At 38.9% G+C, this 24,598-nt stretch carries 20 protein-coding genes; 11 read left to right on the forward strand and 9 right to left on the reverse strand.

Features of this window, described 5'->3' with window-relative positions; translation table 11 throughout:
- Positions 1-85 precede the first annotated feature (85 nt).
- The 3 genes from AAC388_RS03330 to yccS form a co-directional block, all read right to left on the reverse strand.
- Complete coding sequence (locus AAC388_RS03330; RefSeq protein WP_342371193.1) at positions 86-2,674, reverse strand: sulfite reductase flavoprotein subunit alpha; 2,589 nt, start codon at positions 2,672-2,674, stop codon at positions 86-88.
- A gap of 155 nt (positions 2,675-2,829) precedes the next feature.
- On the reverse strand, positions 2,830-3,405 hold the full coding sequence (locus AAC388_RS03335) for an SdpI family protein (protein ID WP_002116136.1): 576 nt from the start codon (positions 3,403-3,405) through the stop codon (positions 2,830-2,832).
- 100 nt (positions 3,406-3,505) lie between these two features.
- Positions 3,506-5,680, reverse strand: a complete 2,175-nt coding sequence (gene yccS / locus AAC388_RS03340; protein ID WP_017400237.1) for a YccS family putative transporter — start codon at positions 5,678-5,680, stop codon at positions 3,506-3,508.
- A gap of 127 nt (positions 5,681-5,807) precedes the next feature.
- Here yccS and AAC388_RS03345 point away from each other — a divergent pair, with 127 nt between their 5' ends.
- The gene (locus tag AAC388_RS03345; RefSeq protein ID WP_014207547.1) at positions 5,808-7,022 is read left to right on the forward strand and encodes a multidrug effflux MFS transporter; all 1,215 of its coding nucleotides are present in this window, start codon (positions 5,808-5,810) and stop codon (positions 7,020-7,022) included.
- A 25-nt stretch (positions 7,023-7,047) separates the two neighbouring features.
- On the opposite strand, the gene AAC388_RS03350 is transcribed toward AAC388_RS03345, so the two are convergent.
- Positions 7,048-7,755 (reverse strand): nitroreductase, encoded by a 708-nt coding sequence (locus AAC388_RS03350; RefSeq protein ID WP_342371194.1) that lies wholly within the window; start codon positions 7,753-7,755, stop codon positions 7,048-7,050.
- Between the two features lie 509 nt (positions 7,756-8,264).
- On the opposite strand from AAC388_RS03350, the gene AAC388_RS03355 reads away from it, so the two are divergent.
- From AAC388_RS03355 to AAC388_RS03385, 7 genes are all read left to right on the forward strand, one after another.
- Positions 8,265-8,468, forward strand: coding sequence for a hypothetical protein (locus AAC388_RS03355; RefSeq protein ID WP_329760221.1), 204 nt, complete (start codon positions 8,265-8,267; stop codon positions 8,466-8,468).
- Between the two features lie 183 nt (positions 8,469-8,651).
- A complete protein-coding gene (locus tag AAC388_RS03360) occupies positions 8,652-8,792 on the forward strand; it encodes a hypothetical protein (RefSeq protein ID WP_342371556.1) in 141 nt (46 codons plus the stop codon).
- A 99-nt stretch (positions 8,793-8,891) separates the two neighbouring features.
- A complete protein-coding gene (locus AAC388_RS03365; protein ID WP_329760222.1) occupies positions 8,892-10,367 on the forward strand; it encodes an alanine/glycine:cation symporter family protein in 1,476 nt (491 codons plus the stop codon).
- Between the two features lie 170 nt (positions 10,368-10,537).
- Positions 10,538-11,512, forward strand: coding sequence for a patatin-like phospholipase family protein (locus tag AAC388_RS03370; protein ID WP_005804673.1), 975 nt, complete (start codon positions 10,538-10,540; stop codon positions 11,510-11,512).
- A gap of 203 nt (positions 11,513-11,715) precedes the next feature.
- Positions 11,716-12,951 (forward strand): threonine ammonia-lyase, encoded by a 1,236-nt coding sequence (locus tag AAC388_RS03375; RefSeq protein ID WP_005064397.1) that lies wholly within the window; start codon positions 11,716-11,718, stop codon positions 12,949-12,951.
- Between the two features lie 238 nt (positions 12,952-13,189).
- On the forward strand, positions 13,190-14,383 hold the full coding sequence (gene sbmA, locus AAC388_RS03380; RefSeq protein ID WP_017400233.1) for a peptide antibiotic transporter SbmA: 1,194 nt from the start codon (positions 13,190-13,192) through the stop codon (positions 14,381-14,383).
- A 266-nt stretch (positions 14,384-14,649) separates the two neighbouring features.
- On the forward strand, positions 14,650-16,698 hold the full coding sequence (locus AAC388_RS03385; RefSeq protein ID WP_284091461.1) for a M13 family metallopeptidase: 2,049 nt from the start codon (positions 14,650-14,652) through the stop codon (positions 16,696-16,698).
- A 41-nt stretch (positions 16,699-16,739) separates the two neighbouring features.
- Here AAC388_RS03385 and AAC388_RS03390 read toward each other — a convergent pair whose 3' ends face one another.
- Entirely contained in the window at positions 16,740-17,489 is a 750-nt protein-coding gene (locus AAC388_RS03390; protein WP_086393548.1) for a DUF4850 domain-containing protein, read from the reverse strand.
- 124 nt (positions 17,490-17,613) lie between these two features.
- On the opposite strand from AAC388_RS03390, the gene AAC388_RS03395 reads away from it, so the two are divergent.
- Together AAC388_RS03395 and AAC388_RS03400 are read left to right on the forward strand one after the other, a co-directional pair.
- Positions 17,614-18,678 (forward strand): DUF1176 domain-containing protein, encoded by a 1,065-nt coding sequence (locus AAC388_RS03395; protein ID WP_342371195.1) that lies wholly within the window; start codon positions 17,614-17,616, stop codon positions 18,676-18,678.
- Between the two features lie 83 nt (positions 18,679-18,761).
- The gene (locus tag AAC388_RS03400; RefSeq protein WP_005064404.1) at positions 18,762-19,280 is read left to right on the forward strand and encodes a hypothetical protein; all 519 of its coding nucleotides are present in this window, start codon (positions 18,762-18,764) and stop codon (positions 19,278-19,280) included.
- Between the two features lie 78 nt (positions 19,281-19,358).
- On the opposite strand, the gene AAC388_RS03405 is transcribed toward AAC388_RS03400, so the two are convergent.
- From AAC388_RS03405 to gatC, 4 genes are all read right to left on the reverse strand, one after another.
- Positions 19,359-19,937: a DJ-1/PfpI family protein gene (locus tag AAC388_RS03405; RefSeq protein WP_005064406.1), complete on the reverse strand. Its 579-nt coding sequence runs from the start codon at positions 19,935-19,937 to the stop codon at positions 19,359-19,361.
- 169 nt (positions 19,938-20,106) lie between these two features.
- Complete coding sequence (gene gatB / locus AAC388_RS03410; protein WP_002116348.1) at positions 20,107-21,576, reverse strand: Asp-tRNA(Asn)/Glu-tRNA(Gln) amidotransferase subunit GatB; 1,470 nt, start codon at positions 21,574-21,576, stop codon at positions 20,107-20,109.
- Positions 21,576-23,054 carry an Asp-tRNA(Asn)/Glu-tRNA(Gln) amidotransferase subunit GatA gene (gene gatA / locus AAC388_RS03415; protein WP_002116210.1) on the reverse strand — a complete coding sequence of 493 codons (1,479 nt, stop codon included), beginning with the start codon at positions 23,052-23,054 and terminating at the stop codon, positions 21,576-21,578. Before gatA ends, gatB begins: the two co-directional genes overlap by 1 nt.
- Before the next feature lie 53 nt (positions 23,055-23,107).
- Positions 23,108-23,422 (reverse strand): Asp-tRNA(Asn)/Glu-tRNA(Gln) amidotransferase subunit GatC, encoded by a 315-nt coding sequence (gatC, locus tag AAC388_RS03420; protein ID WP_000107699.1) that lies wholly within the window; start codon positions 23,420-23,422, stop codon positions 23,108-23,110.
- 133 nt (positions 23,423-23,555) lie between these two features.
- On the opposite strand from gatC, the gene AAC388_RS03425 reads away from it, so the two are divergent.
- Positions 23,556-24,596, forward strand: a complete 1,041-nt coding sequence (locus tag AAC388_RS03425; protein ID WP_000601379.1) for a rod shape-determining protein — start codon at positions 23,556-23,558, stop codon at positions 24,594-24,596.
- Positions 24,597-24,598 lie beyond the last annotated feature (2 nt).

The following is a 24,598-nucleotide window of genomic DNA, read 5'->3' on the forward strand; positions in this document are numbered from 1 at the left end:
ACAGTGTATGCAAAATCATTCTGAATGCAATAAAAAACCGAGTAAAGCATTTAAGCTATTACTCGGTTTTAGTTTTTATTGATCTTTAATAAACATCACGGCGGTAACGGCCTTGTTGTCTTAAATCATCTACCTGTTCTTCACCTAGAATTTCGATAAGTGCTTGATCGACTCCACTTGCCATACCATCAATACTACCGCATACATACAGAACAGCACCGCGTTCTACCCAGCTTACTAATTCTGCTGCATTCTGACGGATTACATCTTGAACATACATGCGTTGTTCTTGATCTCTGGAAAATGCTAAATCGAGGCGTTTTAACATTCCTGTGGTTTTCCATGCTTCAATAGTTGATGCATAGAAGAAATCACATGCTCTTTGACGTTCACCAAAGATTAACCAGTTTTCAGTGTAATCATGACGCGTACGGGTGTGTAATAGGCTCATTAAGCCAGCAATACCAGTTCCGTTACCAATACAAATAATAGGGCGGTTGTCATCAATAAGATGGAATGATTCATTGGTACGAATACGCAAAGCAATTTCATTATTAACTTGCGTATGTTGAGTCAGCCAACCCGAACCTAAACCTAAATTACCAGACGCATCATATTGTTGACGAACAACCAAACGAAGGACTTGCTGAGACGGAATGCTCGCAATCGAATACTCTCGCGTTGGTAGAGTAGGGAGCTGCTCTAATAAATGATCCAGATTGGCAAATGGTTCAATTTCACCAGTTAAATCTTTATTCCAAAGCGCTTTTTCGATTGAAATCTGCAATGAATCAACTTTTGAATTTTTAAGAATATGATGCTTTTGCAAAAAAGCATGAATAAGTTCAGGACTATTACCAGGCTGGATTTCAGCAATATCACCCGCTTGCCATATCGCCTCATGATTTGCTTTAAGTTCAATATTATAAGCAGGCTGACCTAAGCTATTTGGGTTGAGTAAATCACGTTGTTGTAATGTCCAACTATCAAATACTTTTTCCAGATTTACAGCATGTAAATCTAATTTGGTTGCTTTAGCGAGAGATTGATTCCAATTTTGAATATCCGATGGGTTTGCATTATCAACTTCAATTGTATTGAAGAGAGCATGGGCACCATTTGCTTTAAGCCAAGCATCTACTGCATGGCCAAAACTACAATAAGTGTCTGGATATTCTTTAGAGCCCAGCGCTAGAACAGCATAGTTGATGTGATTAAGATCCACATTCAATTTTAAAAGTTTTTTAGCAAAGCTTGTAGCAAGATCAGGAGCATCACCAGTACCATAAGTACTGATCACAAATAAAACCTGCTGATGTTGCTCTAAATCAGTTTGTGTTAGCTGCTGTACAGGTTTTACCTGAACGGGTTGATGAGCCTCTTGTAAACTTGTTGCCGTACTCCAAGCGAGTTGTTCAGCTACGCCGGTTTGAGTTGCATAAGTAATAAGCCAAGGTTTTGCATTTGGATCAATGTATTGTCCTGCTAAAGACTGACGAGCCGCCTGTGTTAATTTTTTCTGTTTACGGCGTTTAAGGTAAAGCATCCACCCAGTAACTAAGAACAAAGGCATTGCTAGAGAAGCAAGCATCGCAACGAATTGATAAATTGGTCCAAAGAAGCTACCGCGGTGTACGGGTAACATGCTGCTCATAATCTTTTGATTAAGCTTTTTGTCTTCGTAAAGCTCCATCTTTTCGATGTTGCCAGTTTGATAATTATAGATGGCTTGGTTACGTGCCCGTTCGTGTTGTGGGGTAGCATCGACAAAGCTTAACTCAATTTTTCCATCATCTTTTTTCGGTAAGCTTAATGTTAGAGTCGAATAATCACGTCCAACCTGACTATTGAAGCCACTCCATGTTTGATTAAGTACTGTAATGAGTTGAGTATTATCTAATTGAGGCTCTGATTTTTTATCATTATTACGGTCAGATTGTTTACCTTGCTGTATTCCACGATTTTGATTTTGAGGAGTAGCGCCATGATCTTGTCGTTTAGGCTGTTCAACTCCCATCACTTTGAACATGCCACTACGCCACCAATCATAAGACCAATATAGTCCTGTACATGCGAAAAGAAGATAAAAAACAATGACCCATGTGCCGACAACAGCATGTAGATCCCAAATAAAATTCCGGCCTTTGAGTTTCGGTTTAACAGCAAGCCATTGACGAGCAGAGTGCTTTTTAGGCCAACGTAAATATAACCCACTGAGTACGAAGTAAATTAGCATGAGTGCGCAGGCACCAGTAATTTGTTTACCAACTTCACCTGCTGTTAAATTACGATGAATTTGTTGTATGAGTAACAATAACTTTCGACCTTTAACATCTGGAAGAACCTCAGCGTTATAAGGGTTCACCATCATATTGTAGCCACGGCGTTCACCTTCTTTTTCAATGTTTACAATAGAAGAAGAGGTGGGGTCCTTGGCAATCGTAATGCTATTAATTTTGATTTCAGGTTGGGTTGTCTTGAAATGCTGGTAAAGCTGAGCAGGAGTTAATTTTGGAGTGTTTTCAGCTTGTACAACATAACTATCAGAATTCACCCATTTTAAAATTTGTTGGTCATAAGAATAAATTGCACCTGTAACACCCATAATGGATAAGATTAGGCCAGCAGTAATACCCAGAAACCAATGAATTTGAAATAAAATTTTTTTAAACATGGTCGAAAATGTAAATATGATGGAGATCTTGTAACGAAGTATAGCCGAAGATTGGGGAGATAATATGGATTTTGGAGATAATATTAATTTTCATTATCATTTATTTTTAGCTTAATAAAAAACCTCCATGAGGAGGCTTTTTATAAAATCTAGAATTACAAGGTTTTTGGTTCGCCTACAGATTCTTTTAAGTGTGTGCGAATTGTGTTGAACGAGAAGTTTTTAGAATCCATGCGCTTAGGTAGGATATAAGCACCTTGTTGTTCTTGGCCTTTTGGATCTTTTACTTTGAAATTGACCAAAATAAAATCAGGTGTATTGTACCATTCGTAGATATTTTTCCATCCAATAGTACCTACGCCTTCTTGTAAGCCCATTTGTTGACGCATCACAATACCATGAGGCTGCACACCTAAACGAATACCTTTGATTTCCTGTACCGGAAATTCATTCATTTTGCGTTTAACGTACCACTCTAATCCGTATTTACGACCTAGGTAGTAAAGTACTACAGCAACAATAGCAACCCAGCAAAAAACAGTAGAGTAGTTCTTAATAAAAATAAGACCTAATATAGCTAGGGCTAAAACGACACCCATAATTGCCCAAATTTTTGTGCTGATTTTATTAGTGCTGCGCCAGATAAGAAGCTGTGCATTACGTTGTTCAGCTTCTGACACGTCATAGGGAACAGGCTGAAGCGTATAAGCGTATAAAGTTTTCGCGGTCATAGTGCAAATAACAAATTGTAAACTGTTTTAAGTTTAGCATTAATTGGCATAAGTCAGGAAAGGATATTATGCCAATTTCATACTAATTTCCGACTCAAATTTATAACGATGCAAGCTCGCTGGCATCATTATCAAGATCATGACTTAGGCGTTGTTTTAGCATACTAAAACGGTTCAATACACCAAGCATGAGTGATAGCTGCTGTAAAATGATGAGTGATTTTTGATCCTCTTCATTATTTTGACTCAAACGTTGACGTATCGTCTGAAGCATATTTTGTGCTGTAAGATCAGGCATCTCATCTCTTAATAGAGCACCTTGAATATCATCCAGCGCTTGGTCTAAGAGTTTAAGAACAGCTTGATCTTGAATGCTTTCCCGATGTGCTCCAAGTGCTGCGATATAACTTAAAAATGTATGGTTTAAACATAAAAATTCAAAGATATCCGACTTACGGGTAGGGTCAAAGTCTGGCTCTGTTGCTAAAGTTGAAATAAGTGAAGCAACCTCGGCATCTGTATTATGAGCAGCACGTCTTACAATACGGTAGTTCAGCGCATGATTGCGACCTTCATGATATTGTTTAACAACTTCAGCTAAATAATTGCATTGAGCTTGTAATGAACGTCTGATGTTGCGAGGTAAGCGTCGGAATTTCCAGTCAGGCCAAATAAATGTCACTCCAAACCAAGCTAGAGCACATCCAATTAAAGTATCTACAAATCGCGGAATAGCAGCAGCCATTGCCGAGCCATCTAGATTAAAGTTAATTAATGCCAAAATTGTAATAAATGCGGTTGCTTGAGCATATTGCTTACTGCGTAACTCAAAAAACAGCACCCCGCTCAAGATCAACATTAATAGTTGTCCTTCGACGGAAGGCACGAGAAATACAATGGTAAGACCAACAATAATTCCGACTAATGTTCCGACAATTCGTAAGCGTAAGCGCCGTTTGGTTGCGTTGAAGTTAGGTTGGCTTACAAATAGGGCTGTAAGCATAATCCAATAGCCGTACTCGATATTGGTCATTTGAATCAGCACATACCCAATAAAAAGAACAATTGAGACGCGAATTGCATGGCGGAAAAGTACAGATTCAGGAGTTAGATTTTGCTTTATTCGGATGACAATATCGTTCCATCCTTGTAAATCATCATCTTTAAGCTGGTTCTCTGCTTGTTTAACTTTATCAGACTGAATGTGTTGTTCCGTTTCTAAGTTGAGTAACTGAGAGTCGATAGATTTTAAATTTTGGTATAAAGCGAAGAGAGCATTTACCCATAACAGATCATAATGCTGATCACGTCTTAGTTTCTCTAAAGATAGTCTTAAGTTCTCAAAACTCTGCTTGAAGCGTTTGTTATGGTTATAAGGTTTGCGTTGTAAAATACATTCGTTTAACTCTTGGCAAGCTTTGCCTTGAACCGCCAAAATTCGTTGAAATCTAAATAAAATATCACTGTGCTGAAAAATTTTGGCTAACTTTTGATAGTCGATATGGGCTGAGTCAGCACGCTCATGAATGTCTTGAGCGACAAAATAATAATGTAAGCTTCGGCGTGTATCTTTTTGCCCACGGTCACCTTTTAAACGAGTCAATAAAGCTGTTTTTAAATCATTAAAAATCGTAATTAACTTACCATTTTCTAATGACAGCTCAATCATACTTTGCTGATAGCTGGCAGGAGTCATATCTACATCAAATAAATTTGATTTTGCAAATAGAAAATCACCTAGAGATGCATAAGACGCTGCGAGTTTATCTTGAAGTTGGCGAACCGGAAATAGTAAAAAGCTAATAGTAGCAATGAGGCCATACCAAGCAGCACCTGCAACTAAAAGAGCAGGTTGAATATACCAATGATCGAAAAGGTGAACACCCAACATGGTATAGACCGAAACAACCAAACAGCCATAAGAAATGGTGGCGTAACGACGTCCCAGCGAACCTAATAAAATCCAGCCAATACATGAGGCAATCAACCCTAAAGCAAAAGCCATTGGGTAGGGGAAAAGTAGTTGTACCGAAGCTGCGGTAACGAAGAACCCAATATAAGTATAAATTAGGTTCATGATTCGCACGGAAAAGCGATCATCAATATCACTCAAACCTGCTGCGACTACACCTAAAGTGAGTGGAATAGTTGCTAATTGATAGCCTAAAAAATAAGGCACGAAAGCAGTTCCTGAAAAGGCTATCAGCATTCGCACGTTATACATAAATGTTGTGTTATAAGTCGCTCTTTTTAGGCGTTTAAACCAAGATTTCAAATGAAGTCCTTGCTGATCAACCTGAGTGATAAAGGATTTGTGTATTTCTACACCAATGTTGCACAAATCATACGATAGACAGTGTAAGCTTGTCTGTATGCAAATGAGTGAAAAATGAAATATCGTTATGTCTGAACAAACAGCCCAGCGTCAATACTCTATTGGCTGGATTATGTTGCTCGCTTTACTTACGGCTTTAGGGCCGTTATCCATTGATATGTACTTACCTGCGTTACCACAAATGGCCCATGATTTTGGGGTAAGTACGCAAATGGTGGCAAATACACTACCAGCTTATTTTTTTGGTTTAGCCATTGGGCAGTTGGTTTATGGTCCTTTAAGCGATCGTATCGGTAGAAAGAAACCACTTTACTTTGGCCTCGCGCTTTATGCAGTCGCAAGCTTATTTTGTGTAATGGCTACTAATGAATGGAGCTTGATTGCGGCCCGTATTTTACAAGCTTTAGGTGGTTGTGTTGGCGTAGTCATGGCTCGTGCGGCAATACGCGATAAATTGGACGTTCAAGGCTCGGCACAAGCTTTCTCAAGCATGATGATTGTCATGGGACTTGCACCAATTTTGGCTCCTATGATCGGAGCATGGATTTTAATTTGGTTTCCGTGGCAGGCTATTTTTATTGCGCTTTCAATTGTGGGTGCGCTGTGTTGGCTGTGCGTACATTTCTTTTTTAAAGAAACTTTGGCAAATGATAAAAGGCTTAAGCTATCGCTCTATCAAGTGGTGACTTTATATGGAGCTATTTTCAAAGATGCGAGTTTCCGCTTACCTATGTTTGCAGGCTGTTTAACGGGGGCTGCATTATTTTGCTATATCAGTTCAGCACCTGCAGTGTTTATGGATCAGTACGGACTTAATCAGCAAGAGTTTGCTTACGTATTTGGACTAAATGCTTTTGGCATTATGTTGATGTCTTCTTTAAACAAGCATTTAACAACACGTGTTGAAATTACTAAACGCTTAAAATCGGGTTCACTTGTGCAAGTGACTGGAGCCATCATTGTATTTATTGCTGGTTTAATCCCTGCAGCGCCTTTATGGCTGGTTATGGTAGGGTTATTTTTAGCTATTTCAGGCATTGGTTTAACAGGCCCAAATGCTATGGCGTTAGCAATGTCCAAACAAGGTGCTCGCGCTGGAACAGCAAGTGCAATTATGGGAAGTATGCAATTCGCTTGTGGCCTTTTAGGTGGCGTGCTTCTTAACTTCCTGATTTGGTCAGCATCGCTCAATATGGGCGTAATGATGGTGTTATTTACATTAAGTGGTTTTATTGTCGTATTGAAAGCGACACAACAGGTCAAAACCAAGCCATTCTCATAGCTTTTAGAGAATGGCCACTTATAGCTTATTCGTCTAGAAAAACTGTGAAATTTTCAACAGGTTCTCTAGGCGTAATAAAGGTATTTACAATGTGGTTAGGATCGGCATGACCTAATGCAATTGCACATACCAGTTCTTCGTCATCTGATGCATCCACTATATCTAAAACAATAGGGTGAAAATGATTCCAAGCTGCTTGTGGGCATGTATCTAAACCACGTGCCTTGGCAGCGACCATCACGTTTTGGATCATCATTGCGATATCCATTTTAGAACCGATTCCCATCATTTTATTTACGGTAAAGAAAAGGCCGACTGGTGCATCAAATAATTTAAAATTACGTAGCTGCTGTTCAGCCATTTTTTCTTTTTCGCCCTTTTTGATTTCGAGTAAACCGTAGAGTCCCCAACCATTTTCGCGGCGGCGGTCAATAAAAGGAGATATCCATTTTTCAGGATAATAGGCAAAAGTTTCTTTATATCGTTCTGCAAGCTCAGGATTTTTTGAAACTTCAATTTGTGCAGCACAGACACGTTCAACCATTTCATCACGCTTTTTACCTGTGACCACATAGACTTTCCATGGTTGAGTGTTCGTTCCGGAAGGTGCTCGACTTGCGACTCGTAATATATCTTTAATGACTTCTGGCTCAATTGGAGTATTTAAAAAAGCGCGGACAGAATGTCGAGAAGTGATAGCTTCATCAACGAGACGAACTTGTTCCAGATTCATGCGTACTCCTATATCTTTTCTTAAATACTTAATACTTTTTTGAAGTTTAATTTCATGTTTTGAAAGTACTTCATTTATAAGCAAAAAATATTAGAAAAGGGATATCCTTAAAGATATGATGATGTGTTTAGTTTGGATATAATGTCTAATTAACTCTAATGTGAATATGCCACTTTAGATCTAAATAGACAAAAAAGTATGATGTTTTGACTATAAAAATAAATTTATAGCATCAGTTGGATTAAAAATCACTCAATTGAAAAAAAGGTATAATATGTTTAAAAACAGTACAAAACAGATGATTTTGGATGAAAAATAATCGGAAATAACATAAATTTTTAATGAAAAACATACACAAAATTTTAAATTTCTGCATAATACCGACTTTTTTACGCAGGTATGATTTCTCCATACTCATGTTAGGAAAGAAATGGCTGCATACAAAATCCCTTTACAAAAAGGATTTGAATGTAGAAATGGAGAAATACACGAGGAATAAGGAGCTTTACATGAGTTTACCGCTCATCAACAAGCAGTTCATGAAACAAGGATTGGCGATTACCATTGCAACCATGAAAATGAACGTAACTCACGCAACTACTGGGCCACAAGAAATACAACAGCTTGGTACAGATCTAAATGCACTCTTCTCCAATCAGAGGGAAAAGGGCGCAGATAGCCGCGTTATGGCGATGGCTCGTTACAGTCTTTGAAATTCATATCCATTTTAGACATTCGCTCTCAAGTATGTGTAAATATGCTTATTGGCTTAAATCCAGATTTTTATAACTCGATTAATTGATGGGAATCATTAAACGAGCTGATTTAGCGGTGGTCATTTGTTAGTTTCCAAGTTTGTAGCCGAGTCGATGCATTCTGTTCACCCAAATGGGAATATGTTCAGTGGTGCGATGAATTCATTTTATCTGAAGGGTGCTTTCTCTCATGCGACCTTCAAAGGCTTAGTGCTGGGCATTATGTTGCTTAAACTTGTGACGTTAATTGATATTCAAGTGACATTAAAAGTTTTTCCTTAAATGTACTGAAGAAGTCCCTATTTTGAGGGGCTTTTTTGTTTATTGCAGTATTTTGGCTTGTGCTATTAGCACATTAGCAAGAACGTAAGCGGACCGAGTATGAATGAACAACTCAATGCCACACTGATGTCGTGGGTACAATTTTTTAATGATCCTTTATGGGATTTTCTGGTTATTTTCTTGCTGGCTGTCGGTATTTTTTATACGGTCTTAACAGGGGCAGTGCAGATCCGCATGTTCTTGCAAAGTATCCGTGTCATGAAAAGTAGCCGTACAGAAGGCACAGATGAGCATGGCCTTACACCTTTTCAGGCGTTTGTAACTGGCCTGGCAAGCCGTGTTGGGGTGGGTAACATTGCAGGTGTGGCAATTGCGATCGCAATTGGTGGCCCTGGTGCTGTGTTCTGGATGTGGGTAACTGCTGTACTTGGTATGAGCTCTGCTTTTATTGAGTCTACACTTGCTCAGCTCTTTAAAGTTAGAGATAACAAGACTAAACAGTTCCGCGGTGGACCAGCTTACTATATTACCCAAGGCTTACGCAGTAAAACCTTTGGTGTGGTTTTCGCTCTAGCACTCATCTTTACCTACGGTTTCGTATTCAACTCAGTCCAAATTAATGCGATTGCGAATGCTTCTTCACATGCTTGGGGGTGGGACAAAGCTAATCTTATTGCTCATTTAGGTGGTGTTGATCTAGAAATTTCATGGGTTGGCCTTGCGCTTGTTGTTATGGTTGCATTGGCAATTTTTGGTGGTATTAAACGTATCGCTAAATTTGCAGAGATGTTTGTACCTTTAAAAGCAGGTCTTTATCTAGCCGTTGCTCTATATATCGCATTAAGCAACTATGCAATTTTACCTGATATTTTAAAGTTGATTGTAACCGAAGCTTTCCACTTCAATGCTGCGGCAGGTGGTTTCTTTGGTGCGGCTGTATCAATGGCAATGATGCAAGGTATTAAGCGTGGTTTGTTCTCAAACGAAGCAGGTATGGGTTCTGCGCCAAACGCGGCTGCTGCATCTGATGTAAAACATCCTGTAAACCAAGGTTTAGTACAAATGCTTGGTGTATTCGTAGATACGTTTATTGTATGTACGAGTACTGCAATCATCATCTTAGTTTCTGGCGTTTACCAAGATGCAGGTTTTGTTGGTGTTGAATTAACACAACGTGCCTTAGAAACTCAAGTTGGACATTGGGGATCTGATTTCCTAGCGGTTCTATTATTCTTATTCTGTTATTCAGCTGTACTAGGTAACTATGCTTATGCAGAAGGTAATGTACAGTTTATTAATAACAACCCGAAAGTCATGTTCATCTTCCGTATTTTCGTATTGGTGATGGTGTATTTCGGTGCAATCGGTAGTGTTCCACTCGTTTGGTCGATGGCTGACTTGTTTATGGGTATCATGGCAACCATTAACTTGATTGCAATTTTACTATTAACGCCAATGGCACGTACTTTGTTAAAAGATTACCGCGAGCAATTAAAACGAGGCATTAAAGAGCCTGAGTTTAAAATTGACAAGTATCCGGAATTGAAGAAAAAAGTTGATTCAGATATCTGGTAAGTTTCAAAAGGCCTCTTATACATAAGGGGCCTTTTTCATATAGGCGATAAATAAAATACTTGAGTCTAAATTTTAAACATGACAAATTAAATAAATTCACTACAGCTTTTCACGAAAGTAGCAACTAAAATTGCAATCCGAACTTAAACCTCATAGTACGAAGATGGGCCATGAAACAGCTTAAATTGTGGGTTCTCGGACTCTCTATGGTGTTGGCGGGATGCCAGACCACCACGCACTTGTCTGCTGCTCTAAAACCGCAAACGACAGAAGCTTATGCTCGTCCTGTCGATCAACCTTTTGCAAGAATTAAAAAAATGCAAAAACGTCCTGTTGTTGCGCTTGTATTGGGTAGCGGTGGGGCACGAGGCTATGCTCATATAGGGGTGATTGAAGTTTTAGAACAACATGGTATTCGCCCGGATTTTATTGTAGGTACGAGTGCGGGTAGTATTGTTGGGGCAATTTATGCGAGTGGTAAAACACCTGCTGAACTGCGTGATACTGCTTTAAAAATGAAAGCTGGCGATGTCCGTGACATTAGTATCGGTTTAAAAGGTTTTTTTGATGGTAAAAAAGTAGAGAACTACGTTAACCAGCAAGTAAATAACATGCCACTCGAAAAAATGAAGATCCCAATGTATGTGGTGGCAACTGAACTAAAGCATGGCACTAAGACCGTATTTAACTACGGCAATACCGGTCAAGCCGTAAGAGCCTCTGCTTCGATTCCGAGTATGTTTGTGCCAACTAAAATTGGTAAATCTGAATATGTAGACGGTGGGTTGGTGAGTCCTGTACCGGTTGAAGTAGCTCGTGATTTAGGGGCTGATGTCATTATTGCAGTTGATATTTTAGCTCAGCCTATTTACACAGAAACATCGAATGTCTGGGGACTGTTTAACCAGAATATTAATATCATGCAAGGGCGTTTGGCAGCAGAAGAATTACAATATGCAGATGTTGTTATTCAGCCAGATTTAAGAGAAAAAGCACATATTTTTGATGTCAAAGGCCGTGAAGCTACTATGAAATCTGGTATAGATGCAGCTAATGCCAAGCTTTCTGATATTCAGTTTGCTATTGATGAAAAAATAGCTGAACAAAATATGTCTACGGAAGGCTTGAGTGCTCAAAGCCAATAAATAAACGTTAATATTCTGAAAATTATAAAAAAAGCCCACATAGGGCTTTTTTTATGGAAGTCTAAATCTTCAATTTTTGGAATAAAATTTTTTGTATATTAGAGACATGTTGGATATGCTGAAAACTCTAATGGTTAATATGAAATATTGTTGCCGTTTTTTAAAAATAATTGATTTGTAGTGTATTGAGGCTGACTGGATAAATGATACAGCAACAGGTTAAAAATGGCTTTCCAACATTAGATGATGTTCATGCTGCCGCAGAGCGTTTGGAAGGTTTAGTTGTAAAAACTCCCTTTGTTTTCTCAGAGACCATTTCTAAAACCTTAGGGGCTGAGATGTGGTTGAAATTTGAAAACTTACAATTTACAGCTTCATTTAAAGAGCGGGGTGCTCTGAATAAACTGTTGTGTTTATCTGAGCAAGAAAAGCAACATGGTGTTATTGCAGCTTCGGCAGGCAATCACGCACAAGGTGTAGCCTACCATGCTCAGCGGACAGGTGTGACTGCAACTATTGTAATGCCGAAATCTACGCCAAATGTTAAGGTGCAACGAGTACGTGAGTACGGTGCGCGCGTTATTTTGCATGGGCAGGACTTTTCAGAAGCTGCTGCTGAAATGCATCGTGTTGCACAAGAAGAATCTTTAACGATTATCCACCCATTTGATGATGCTGAAATTATTGCGGGTCAAGGCACCATTGCACTTGAAATGCTTGCGGCTGTGCCTGATCTGGATATTTTGGTTGTGCCAATTGGTGGTGGTGGTTTAATTTCTGGTATTGCAATTGCTGCTAAAGCGATCAATCCAAAAATCAAAATTATTGGGGTGCAGTCAGTTGTATACCCAAGTATGGCAAAACTACTTTGCAATTATCAACATGCGGTTTCAATGGGCTCTACTGTTGCTGAGGGTATTGCGGTAAAAACTCCAGGTGAGCTTACGACCCAAGTTGCTAAAGAATATGTTGATGACATTGTCGTTGTCACTGAAGACATGATTGAAGAAGCGATTGCACTATTACTTAATATTGAAAAAACAGTATGTGAAGGAGCAGGGGCAACAGGTATTGCTGCAATTATGTCGCGTCCCGATCTGTTTTTAGGTCATAAATTGGGCGTAGTGCTATCAGGTGGCAATATTGATACACGTGTTATGGTCTCTGTATTACAACGCCATTTAACCCGTACAGGCCGTATGGTTCGTATTCGTGTTGAATTACCGGACAATCCAGGTGCTTTAGCTCGTTTGACGGCCATTATTGCTGAGCAAGGTGGTAATATTTATGAACTACGTCATGAACGCTTTGCGGCAACAAGCCGTGCCAAAGAAAGCGCTGTAAGCGTTGATGTAGAGTTAAAGAGTGCCTCAGACCTAGATTTGCTCATTCAAGCAATGCAATTAGAAGGCTATATTGTTCGTAAAGAAGAGATTTAATCTCTGATATCACTGTGTTATAAAAGCTGTATATGGCTCTATCAAGAGTCATATACAAGGTAATTTAAATGGATTAAATTGCCAAAAAAGGGATTAATTTACAAAAAAACGATCAAATCCTTCAATGGAACAGGAAAAACTGACAATTCTCTAAACTTTACCCTTCACAATTTTAAGGTTTAGGTTTTAGTATTCCTTTCATTGTAAATTTGAAGAAATATAGGGATATCCACGCTCAATGTTCAAATCATTTTTTCCATCACCAAGGTATTTCTTTATATCTGCGGTCATTTGGATCGCGCTCAATATGGTGCTCTGGTACTCAGGTGGAAACACATGGGGAACTTTTATCGGCTTTGCTAAGGGCTACCATGATGCTCAACTACCATTAGGTGTGAGCCGTTTTTGGTCTCCCACTTTCTTATGGTTTTATGTTTGGTTTTTAGTCTCTACTGCGCTTTTTGCTGGTTTCTGGAGGACTATATCGAATAATCCTTGGCAACGTTGGTCTGTGTGGGGCTCGGCGTTTATTTTATTTAATATCTGGTTTAGCGTTCAGGTTAGTGTAGCTGTTAATGCATGGTATGGGCCTTTTTATAATCTCATTCAAAGTATGTTAGATCACGGTGGTGGTGATATTAATAAACTTTATATGGGAACAGTTACATTTCTTTTAATTGCGATGGTCGGTGTGACTTTAGCTGTTATTAATGCTTTTTTTGCTAGTCATTATGTATTCCGCTGGCGTACAGCAATGAATGAATATTACACAGAGCATTGGGAAAAGCTTCGTCATATCGAGGGGGCTTCACAGCGTGTTCAAGAAGATACCATGCGTTTCGCCTCTGTTTTAGAAGACCTCGGAGTAAATTTTGTTAAGGCTATAATGGTTTTAATTGCCTTTTTACCTATTCTTTTTGAACTTTCTAAACAAGTTAGAGTACTGCCTATTGTAGGTGAAATTGATCATTCATTGGTCTGGGCTGCAATTGTATGGGCTGTTTTTGGTACTGTTCTATTAATGGTGGTTGGTATTAAATTACCTGGTTTACAGTTTAATAATCAAAAAGTAGAAGCTGCCTATCGTAAAGAACTTGTCTATGGTGAGGATCATGAGGAGCGTGCACAGCCAAAAACATTAAGAGAATTGTTCTCAAGTGTTAGGCTGAATTATTTCCGTTTATATCTGCATTACTCTTATTTTAATTTAGTTAGTATTTGGTATATCCAATTAGATATTTTATATAGTCTAGTTGTTTTATTCCCTTCTATTGCCGCAGGTAAAATGACATTGGGTTTAATTACGCAAATAGGTAATGTTTTTGATAAAGTCCGTGAATCATTCCAATATTTAATTAGTTCATGGAAAACGATTATTGAACTGCTTTCAATTTATAAGCGTTTAAGAATATTTGAGAAAATTTTAGATTAAAAAGTAATCATATCTCTGAAAGATGCCTTGGTTCAAGCCATGGCATCTTTAGAATATTAAGTATTTAGTAGAATAAAAGATTTGGTAAGTTTCTTCGTTTATAATTTTGATTTATATAAAAATATATTTTTGAAAATATTATATTTTCGCGGTATAAAACTTGCTTCTATATTGGTTTTAATTTTGCCATTCGCTTAATTAATAAAAAATAATCACTTTAAGCTATTGTTTTAGATCATTAAATATTTAAATATGAGGTTAAGTCTTTGAAATCTATTTTACTTAAAAGTGCTCTTACGATTGCACTTATGACTTCTGCTAATTTGGTACGTGCGGAATTAGTAACAAATTCTCAAATCAAAAAAATATCAGGTATAGATCAACAATATATTGATTCCTCTATTAATGAAAAGAACGATTTTTATTCACATGTAAATGGTATTTGGTTAAAAAATACTGAAATCCCAGCTGATAAAGCAAGTTGGGGAGCTTTTAATCAGCTCCGTGAGTTATCAATCAGCCAAGTACATGGAATTGTAGAAGAGCTCTCTAGTCAAAAGTGGGTGGATGGTAGTTTAGAGCAAAAAGTAGCTACTCTATATGCTAGCTTTATGGATGAAAAAAGTATTGAGAAGCAAGGTGTTAGTCCTCTAAAAAATAAGATAAATCAAATTGATAAATTGAAAAATAAGAATCAAATTGCAATTTTAATGGCACATTTTGCTCGTATTGATGTCAATAGCCCAATCCGTCTAAGCATTGAACAGGATATGAAACAATCTACTGAAATGGTGGCTGGTTTGGAGCAAAGTGGTTTGGGTCTACCTGACCGTGATTATTATTTGAAAGATGATAAAAAATTTATTGAAACTCGTGCACAGTATTTAAAGTATATTGAAAAAACTTTAACACTTGCTGGAGACTCGCAAGCAGCACAACATGCTCAGGAAATTTTAAAACTTGAAACTCAGTTGGCAAAAATACAATGGAGTAATGTACAAAATCGTAATCTTGCAAAACGCTACAATAAATACAAAATCAAAGATTTATATAAACTAACACCTGTATTTGATTGGCAAGGTTATCTAACAGCAACTGAATTAAAAGGAAAAATTGATACTATTCAGGTAAATCAGCCAGACTACTTTCAGGGCTTAAATACAATTATTCAAGATACACCCTTAGATATATGGAAAGCTTATTTTAAATTGCATTTGATAAATAATTTTTCTCCATTACTAAATAGCGCTTTTGTAAATAATAAATTTGATTTTTATAACAAGACACTTCGAGATATTACTGAACAAGAAGCGCGTTGGAAGCGTGGTGTACAGCTTGTTGATAAGGTTCTGGGAGATGGTATTGGCAAACTTTATGTTGAAAAATACTTTCCTGCTGAGAAAAAACAACAGATAGAATTATTGGTGCAAAATCTGATTCGTGCTTATGACCAAAGCATTACAGAATTGGACTGGATGAGTCCTGCGACGAAAATACAAGCTCGTAAAAAGCTTTCTCACATGTCAATAAAGATCGGGTATCCAAAAAAGTGGCGTGATTATTCTGGTCTGCACATCGCTAAAAATGATTTAGTTGGAAATATAATTCGCGCAAGTGAGTTTAGATACCAATATGAACTTAATAAATTGGGTAAGCCGGTTGATCGTGATGAATGGTATATGAAACCACAAACGGTGAATGCTTATTACAATCCATCATTGAATGAAATTGTATTTCCAGCAGCGATATTACAACCACCTTTTTTTAATATAAACGCAGATGATGCAGTGAACTATGGTGGTATAGGTGCTGTGATTGGCCATGAAATTAGTCATGGCTTTGATGATCAGGGGAGTCAGTTTGATGAATTGGGCAATATGAGAAACTGGTGGAATGCTGAAGATCACCAGCGTTTTAAAGCTAAAACACAAGCATTGATTGAACAATATAACCGTTACGAACCGATTGCTGGTTATCATGTTAATGGTGAATTAACATTAGGTGAAAACATTGCAGATAACTCTGGGTTAGCAATTGCCTATAAGGCTTACCAAATTGCACTAGGCGGTAAGCCAGCTCCTGTAATTGATGGACAGACTGGGGAGCAACGTTTTTATATGGGATGGGCTCAAGTTTGGCGTGCGAAAACCCGCGAAGCTCAAGCGGTTATCTATTTAAAAACAGATCCTCACTCTCCTGATAAAGTACGTGGCAATGGAGCTTTAATGAATCAAAAACCATTTTATGAGGCTTTTAAAATAAACGAAGATGATCAGATGTATTTACCACCAGAGAAGCGGGTAACTATTTGGTGATTAAGAAAACCCGCGAAAGCGGGTTTTTTATAAGTATTGGATTAATGGGTTGTATTATAAAAATTAAGGATAGGTCCTACTAAAGACTGTTGAGATTTATCTAAGGTGACTTGAATCTCTTTATAGTTAAAAGTGTCTTCATCATCATATTTAGCTATACCATGCGTTTTATTGTTCACTTGTGGAATTTGATAACTAAAAAAAGCCACTTTCTTAGAAGGATGAACAATGTTAATTAGTTTTTTAGGGTCTTTATAACCACCGAATTCATTTTCAAGACTTTCTTTTAACAGCTCAGGAAAATAAAGAGTTGCATTTGGTAGTCCACAGCCAACACAAAATGAAGAATCATAAAGTTCTATTGCTTGTTTTTGATCTGTACTCATTATTAGAGCAAAACCAGTCCCGTTAGCACCCGCATTTGCTTGCACATCTTGCCAGTTTCTTGGAACGAGCACTAAACCTGTTTCAGGTAATGCAAGAAGCTTGAGTTGCTTGGCATGTTGAGCATCGAGTTGAAAATTAAAACGGCAGCTTTTAGGCGTGCATTTTTCAAAATCTTTAAGTAAACCATTCTCCATTGGGTTCTGTGCAGTAACACCATAAAACGGAACTGTAACGCCGTTTAAAAATTTTGCCTCTCCTAGAGTGTAGAACTGATTGTCTGCTTTGCGGGTTGCAGCAGAGCTATAAAATTTGGGGAAATGGGGAGTAAAGCTTTTTACTTCTGCATAAGCAGATGAGGTTAGACAGGTAAATGCAGTAAATAATAAAAAATTCAGTTTTTTCATTTTTAGAAAGTAATCAATTTAAATCTTATATAAATCTAACATATTCTTTTAAACTAGACGGTAACTCAAAATTTAACGCTATTGTTAACTTCATAATAAAACAGACCAGCAGAGACATGAAAAAATGAAAAAAATCCTTTCAATTTGCTGTTTATCAGTCATCAGTTCTTATGGTTTTGCTCAAATCATAAAAGGTATTTCATTTTCACACCAAGAATGGGAAATCTCTTGTAGCAATACGGGTACATGTAAAGCCGCAGGCTATCAAAATGAAGAAAATGGCGATAATCCAGCTTCAATTTTATTAACACGTAAAGCAGGGCCAAAACAACCTGTACAAGCTGAATTTGCTTTATCAGACTATGAACAAAGCATGCCAGCAAACCAGCTTAAAAATATTCATTTTTATATAAATGGCAAAGATTTAGGCGCTGTGAGTGTAGATGGTACTGAGTTACCACTTATGGGTAAACTCAACAGCTCGCAAGTCAATGCTGTACTACAGCAATCCAAACAGAAGACCGAAATTGTATTTAAAAATTCACAGCATAAATGGAAAATTTCCGATGCTGGAATGACCGCTGTGTTATTAAAAATGGATGATTTTCAGAAGCGTATCGGAACTGTTGGTGCTTTGGTTAAAAAGGGCAGTGCCAATGAAAATCAAGTGCTTATGCCTGAACCAAAACTAGTTGTGAAGCGTATTAAGACTTCAACCAAACCTTATTTAACTTTACAGCCTAAAAATAAACAGTACCAAGCAATACACCGTAGTTTGATGGTAGCTAATCCGAATCCTAAAGAAGACTTTTGTGAAGGAATTTATGGTGGTAATAGTGATGGAGCTGAACCACAAAAAATTGAGATATATAAACTAACCAATAAGAAAGTTTTGGCGACTACGTTGTGCTGGAGAGGGGCTTATAACGAAGGATATGGCGCTTGGGTGCTAGATGAGTCATTAAATGGTAAGGCCGTGTTTGTGACTGAATCTGCTTCAGATTTTGATAGCGGTATGATCAGCAGTGCTCAAAAGGGAAGAGGCATTGGAGACTGCTGGGCAAGTGAAGAATGGGTGTGGGATGGCAAGAGTTTTGTACATACTAAGGATATGTGGACGGGTATGTGTAAAGGCTTGGCAGCAGGTGGAGTGTGGGAACTGGATCGAATAGAGTCTGTGGTGAAATAAGTATTTTGCGGTTACAGAGTCATAACAGGTAACTTTGGTGACTCTGTGATAAAAAGAACAGATTGTTTATTGGAGCCAGACCTATGTCACATCATCTTTACGCTATTGTTCGCCGTAAGTTTTCACACCTGAGCCGTTCAATATGTGTGGCTGCTGCTGTGTTGGGAACTACCCAAATTGCGATGGCTGGCCCAACAGTTGATCAGTTAAGTGACTGTTTAGTTAAGGCGACAACGGCTTCAGACAAAACTACTGTACTTCAATGGACATTTACAGCTTTAGCTGCTCATCCAGATTTAAAAGCATTTAGTAATGTAACACCTGAGCAAAAGGATCAGTTAGATCAAAAACTGGCGCAGGTTTTACAACGTGTGATTGTGGAGCAATGTTCTACCCAAACTAAAGCTGTAATTCAGGCTGAAGGTGTGAAGGCAGTTGGAGAGGCCTTTCAACAGTTAGGTCAAAGTGCGGGTGAAGATATTGTTAAGGACCCAGCTGTTAAACAGCAGTTGCAGGGCACATTACGCTATATTGACTTAAATAAATTGGTGACGACGTTTTTAACACCAGAAATTTGGAATAAATTAGGGATTACAAGATAAAAGTCTAGTTTTCTATTTTAGTAATAAAGCCTGCTATCTAAGAGTAGGCTTTATTGTATTTGGGATAAAGAGATCTTTTTAGATCGTAATTGTAGCCCCTAAAACTTTCACAAATTGAGCTAACCAAGCTGGATGTGCAGGCCAAGCTGGAGCAGTCACCAAATGACCATCTGTAACTGCTTCAGTCACAGCAATATCTGCGTATTGTCCACCTGCCAATTTTACTTCGACAGCACATGCTGGATAAGCAGAACAGAGGCGGCCTTGTAATACATCTGCCGCTGCTAGTAACTGAGCGCCATGGCATACGGCTGCTATTGGTTTTTTCACTCGATCAAACTCACGCACAATTTCGATAATACGTTCATTCATGCGTAAATACTCTGGTGCACGACCACCCGGAATCACTAGACCTACATAGTCTTCGGTATTAACGGCATCAAAATCATAGTTAATCGCAAAGTTGTGGCCACGTTTTTCGCTATAAGTTTGCTCACCTTCAAAATCATGAATAGCCGTTGCAATATGGTCGCCGTTCTTTTTATTCGGGCAAACAGCATGCACGGTATAACCTAAACCAGTTAAGAACTGAAATGGAACCATAGTTTCATAGTCTTCGGCATAGTCACCGACCAACATTAAAATCTTTTTAGACATAATTTATCTCTCTTTTTAAAATATAAGTTATCTAAATTATTAATTTAAATTAGCACAGTCACTGAGTAATTTTTTAGGAAAAAAGTGCATTCTTTAGTCGAAGAATGCTTTAGACGGATATAAAAAAGCCCCGATAAATCGAGGCTTTTTCTTGAGTTGGCTAGTCAAATTAACCAATCAATTTTTTCATTAATTCATTTACTTGAGCAGGGTTAGCTTTACCCTTAGAAGCTTTCATGACTTGACCAACAAGACCGTTAAAGGCTTTTTCTTTACCAGATTTGTACTCTTCAACCATTTTTTCATTGGCTGCAAGTACTTCTTTAATGATCGCTTCAATTGCGCCAGTGTCGGTTTCTTGCTTTAAGCCTTTTTCCGCAATAATGTCATCGGCAGATTTACCTTCCGATTCCCACATAAAGCCAAAGACTTGTTTAGCAATCTTACCGCTAATGGTGTTGTCAATAATGCGTGCAATCATGCCGCCAAGTTGTTCAGCAGAAACAGGAGAGTCTGCTAAGTCTAGGCCAGCTTTGTTTAACGCACCTGAGAATTCACCCATTACCCAGTTTGCTGATACTTTACCTTGCTTCGCACCGCCAGCAGCAGCCACAACAGCTTCATAGAAGTCTGCCATTTCGCGTGAGAGCGTAAGTACGTGAGCATCGTACTCAGTTACACCAAAGTCTGCGATAAAGCGCGCACGGCGAGCAGCAGGGAGCTCTGGAAGTGCAGCGCGAGCAGCTTCAATTTGCTCATCAGCAATAATCACAGGTAACAAATCTGGATCGGGGAAGTAGCGGTAGTCATTCGCTTCTTCTTTAGAACGCATTGAGCGCGTTTCCATTTTGTTCGGATCAAACAAACGAGTTTCTTGGTCGATACTTCCGCCGTATTCCAAAATTTCCATTTGGCGTTCAATTTCAACATTGATCGCTTGCTCAATGAAACGGAATGAGTTGAGGTTTTTAAGCTCACAGCGTGTACCAAACGGCTGTCCCGGACGACGTAAAGATACGTTACAGTCCGCACGGAATGAACCTTCAGCCATGTTACCGTCAGAAATACCTAACCAACGTACTAGTGTGTGAATTGCTTTGATGTAGGCAACTGCTTCTTCAACCGAACGCATGTCTGGTTCAGAAACGATTTCAAGCAAAGGCGTACCAGCACGGTTTAAGTCAATGCCAGACATACCTTCAAATTGGTCGTGCACAGACTTACCCGCATCTTCTTCAAGGTGAGCACGAGTTACGCCAATGCGTTTTGTTGTGCCATCTTCAAGCTGGATATCAATGTGGCCTAAGCCAACAATTGGGTTATCCATTTGGCTAATTTGGTAGCCTTTTGGCGAGTCAGGGTAGAAGTAGTTTTTACGTGCAAACACAGATGCTTGGTCGATGTATGCATCAATACCCAAACCAAAGCGGATAGCAAGATCAACTACTTTTTCATTCAAAACTGGGAGTACACCCGGCATAGCCAAGTCGACAAGGCTTGCTTGTGTGTTTGGGTCTTGACCAAATTCAGTTGATGAACCAGAGAAAATTTTAGAATTGGTTGCAAGCTGAGTGTGAATCTCGATACCAATAACGACTTCCCAACCGTCAATCAATTTCAACTTTTGAGCTTCAGCCATTATGCATTCTCCTCAGCAATTGCCGCACGTTGAGTATGGAAATCGGTGTTTTGTTGGTATTGATGGACAATCGACAATAATTGTGATTCTGACCAATAGTTACCAATCAACTGTAAGCCAACAGGCAAGCTATCTTTATCAAAACCAACAGGAGCATTAATCGCTGGTAAGCCTGCCAAGTTCACTGCAAGTGTATAGATATCGCCTAAATACATTTCAGTTGGGCTTAAGTTCGCACCAATTTTATATGCAGTTGTTGGCGCAGCAGGAGCAGCAATCACATCTACATTTTCAAATGCTTTTAAGAAGTCTTGTTGAATTAAACGACGTACTTTTTGTGCTTTCACATAGTAAGCATCGTAATAACCCGCAGAAAGCGCATAAGTACCAATGAGAATACGACGTTGAACTTCTGGACCAAAACCTTCTGAACGAGAGCGTTTGTAAAGATCCATCAAATCAGCAGGGTTTTCACAGCGGTAGCCGTAACGAACACCATCGTAACGTGACAAGTTAGAAGATGCTTCTGCTGGCGCGATGAGGTAATACGTTGGAACATAGGCTTCAGTCATGTTGAGGTCGATCTCAACAAGTGTTGCACCCATTTCTTCAAGCTTTTTCAAAGACTCTTCAACACGTGCTTTTACGTCAGCATCTAAACCTGCAACGTTAAAGTACTGTTTAGGAATACCAATGCGTAAACCTTTTACAGGTGTGCCATTTAAATTTGCAACGTAGTCATCAACTTCCTTTTTAACCGAAGTTGAGTCTTTTGCATCGTGACCTGCAATTACATTCATGAGGTAGGCACAGTCTTCAGCAGAGCGTGCCATTGGCCCCGCTTGGTCTAAAGATGATGCATAAGCAATGATGCCGAAACGAGATACACGACCATAGGTTGGTTTTAAGCCTGTTAAACCGCAGAATGACGCAGGTTGGCGAATTGAGCCGCCTGTATCAGTACCTGTAGCAAAAGGTGCTAAATCAGCCGCTACAGCCGCAGCAGAACCACCTGATGAGCCACCAGGAACGTGGTCGAGTGCCCATGGGTTACTTGTTGCACCAACATACGAGCTTTCTGAAGTTGAACCCATTGCAAACTCGTCCATGTTCACTTTACCTAAAGTGACAAGACCTGCTGCTTTAGTTTTTTCAACAACAGTTGCGTCGTATGGAGAGATGAAGTTGTCTAGTATTTTTGAACCGGCAGTCGTTTTAATGCCTTTGGTACAAAAGATATCTTTATGAGCAAGAGGAATACCCGTTAAAGCGGTTGCATTACCTGCTTTTAATGCAGCATCGGCAGCGTCAGCTTCGGCAAGCGCTTGCTCAGGCGTAACCGTCACATAGCTTTTTACCAGTGGGTCAATTTTAGCAATACGTTGCAAATAATGTTCAGTCAGTTCGCGAGATGAAAACTTCGCTTGGCTTAAGCCCTCAGCAAGTTCACGAATTGATAAGCGATGTAAATCAGTCATGAGTAAAATTTCTTTACATTCAAAATAGGGAAGATGGGTTAATTGAGTAAAAGTTATTCAATCACGCGAGGAACAAGATACAAACCATCTTGAGTTGCAGGCGCAACTGCTTGGTATTCATCTCGATGATTGCTTTCAGTTACCACATCAGCACGTAAAGGTTGAGGATTGTCAAAAGGACTTTTCAAAGGTTCTACGCCTTCCGTATCAATGCCTTTTAAGGTTTCCATCATGCCTAAAATTTTATTTAGACTTTGAGCATATTCAGCAGATTGCGTATCATTGAGCGACAATCGAGCAAGATTGGCGATTGCTGAAACTGTTTGTGCATTTAAATCTGCTGAATGCTGTGCATCCGATGTAGACATAACATCACCTAATCAGTATTAAAAATTTTCAAAATATCGTGCGTTATAATAAGCGATTGACTTGTTCAAATCATCACATTTAGTTTAAAGTTGCCACCTTGCATCCACATGAAAGTTTAACTGAGAACGAACCGTGATTCTAAAACGACTAATTGGCTTGTTTTCGCCGGATCTAGCCATTGATTTAGGTACAGCAAATACACTTATTTATGCACCAGGCCGCGGCATTATATTAAATGAACCAACAGTTGTGGCAATTCGTCACAGTGGTTCACAAAAAATTGTTGCTGCTGTAGGTCTAGATGCTAAGCAAATGCTGGGCCGTACGCCTGCGAATATTTCTGCAATTCGTCCAATGAAAGACGGTGTAATTGCGGATTTTGAAGTGACTGAAACCATGTTGAATCAGTTTATTGGTAAAGTTCACGAAAAACGTTTGTTCCCACCTGCACCTCGTGTAGTTGTATGTGTACCATGTAAATCAACTTTGGTCGAGCGTCGTGCGATTCGCGAAGCAGTATTTAATGCTGGTGCCCGTGATGTTCGTTTGATTGAAGAGCCTATGGCAGCAGCAATTGGCGCAGGTATGCCAGTTGAACAAGCATGTGGTTCTATGGTTGTGGATGTTGGTGGCGGTACAACAGAAATTGCAATTATTTCATTGCAAGGTTGTGTCTATGCTGACTCTTTACGCATCGGCGGCGATGTTTTTGATGAGCAAATCATCAATTATGTTCGTAAAGCTCACGGTTGTGTGATTGGTGAAACCACTGCTGAAATTATTAAAAAAGAAGTAGGCATGGCTGTTTCTGATGGTACAACATTAGAAATCGAAGTACGTGGCCGTAACCTTGCAGAAGGTGTGCCTCGTGCAATTACCGTAACTTCTGACGAAATTACTCAAGCCATTTCTGATCCGTTACAAAGCATTGTAAGCGCTGTGAAATCTGCTCTTGAGCAAACTCCTCCTGAACTTTCTTCTGATATTGCTGAGCGCGGTATTGTGTTGACAGGTGGTGGTGCGCTACTTCGTAACCTTGACAAGTTATTGGCTCAAGAAACTGGTTTACCAGTTGTTGTTGCTGAAGATCCTCTTACTTGCGTAACCCGTGGTGGTGGTAAAGTATTAGAATTCTTCGACAACCCGAACCATGACATGCTTTTCGTCGGTTAAGT

The organism is Acinetobacter sp. D009, from assembly GCF_038562025.1.
Taxonomy (GTDB): Bacteria; Pseudomonadota; Gammaproteobacteria; order Pseudomonadales; family Moraxellaceae; genus Acinetobacter; species Acinetobacter pittii.

Coding starts and splice junctions, on each gene's coding strand:
- AAC388_RS03330 (WP_342371193.1), bottom strand. CDS start 2,674: ATGTTTAAAAAAATTTTATTTCAAATTCATTGGTTTCTGGGTATTACT.
- AAC388_RS03335 (WP_002116136.1), bottom strand. CDS start 3,405: ATGACCGCGAAAACTTTATACGCTTATACGCTTCAGCCTGTTCCCTAT.
- AAC388_RS03345 (WP_014207547.1), top strand. CDS start 5,808: ATGTCTGAACAAACAGCCCAGCGTCAATACTCTATTGGCTGGATTATG.
- AAC388_RS03350 (WP_342371194.1), bottom strand. CDS start 7,755: ATGAATCTGGAACAAGTTCGTCTCGTTGATGAAGCTATCACTTCTCGA.
- AAC388_RS03355 (WP_329760221.1), top strand. CDS start 8,265: ATGAGTTTACCGCTCATCAACAAGCAGTTCATGAAACAAGGATTGGCG.
- AAC388_RS03360 (WP_342371556.1), top strand. CDS start 8,652: ATGTTCAGTGGTGCGATGAATTCATTTTATCTGAAGGGTGCTTTCTCT.
- AAC388_RS03365 (WP_329760222.1), top strand. CDS start 8,892: ATGAATGAACAACTCAATGCCACACTGATGTCGTGGGTACAATTTTTT.
- AAC388_RS03370 (WP_005804673.1), top strand. CDS start 10,538: ATGAAACAGCTTAAATTGTGGGTTCTCGGACTCTCTATGGTGTTGGCG.
- AAC388_RS03375 (WP_005064397.1), top strand. CDS start 11,716: ATGATACAGCAACAGGTTAAAAATGGCTTTCCAACATTAGATGATGTT.
- sbmA (WP_017400233.1), top strand. CDS start 13,190: ATGTTCAAATCATTTTTTCCATCACCAAGGTATTTCTTTATATCTGCG.
- AAC388_RS03390 (WP_086393548.1), bottom strand. CDS start 17,489: ATGAAAAAACTGAATTTTTTATTATTTACTGCATTTACCTGTCTAACC.
- AAC388_RS03395 (WP_342371195.1), top strand. CDS start 17,614: ATGAAAAAAATCCTTTCAATTTGCTGTTTATCAGTCATCAGTTCTTAT.
- AAC388_RS03400 (WP_005064404.1), top strand. CDS start 18,762: ATGTCACATCATCTTTACGCTATTGTTCGCCGTAAGTTTTCACACCTG.
- AAC388_RS03405 (WP_005064406.1), bottom strand. CDS start 19,937: ATGTCTAAAAAGATTTTAATGTTGGTCGGTGACTATGCCGAAGACTAT.
- gatB (WP_002116348.1), bottom strand. CDS start 21,576: ATGGCTGAAGCTCAAAAGTTGAAATTGATTGACGGTTGGGAAGTCGTT.
- gatA (WP_002116210.1), bottom strand. CDS start 23,054: ATGACTGATTTACATCGCTTATCAATTCGTGAACTTGCTGAGGGCTTA.
- gatC (WP_000107699.1), bottom strand. CDS start 23,422: ATGTCTACATCGGATGCACAGCATTCAGCAGATTTAAATGCACAAACA.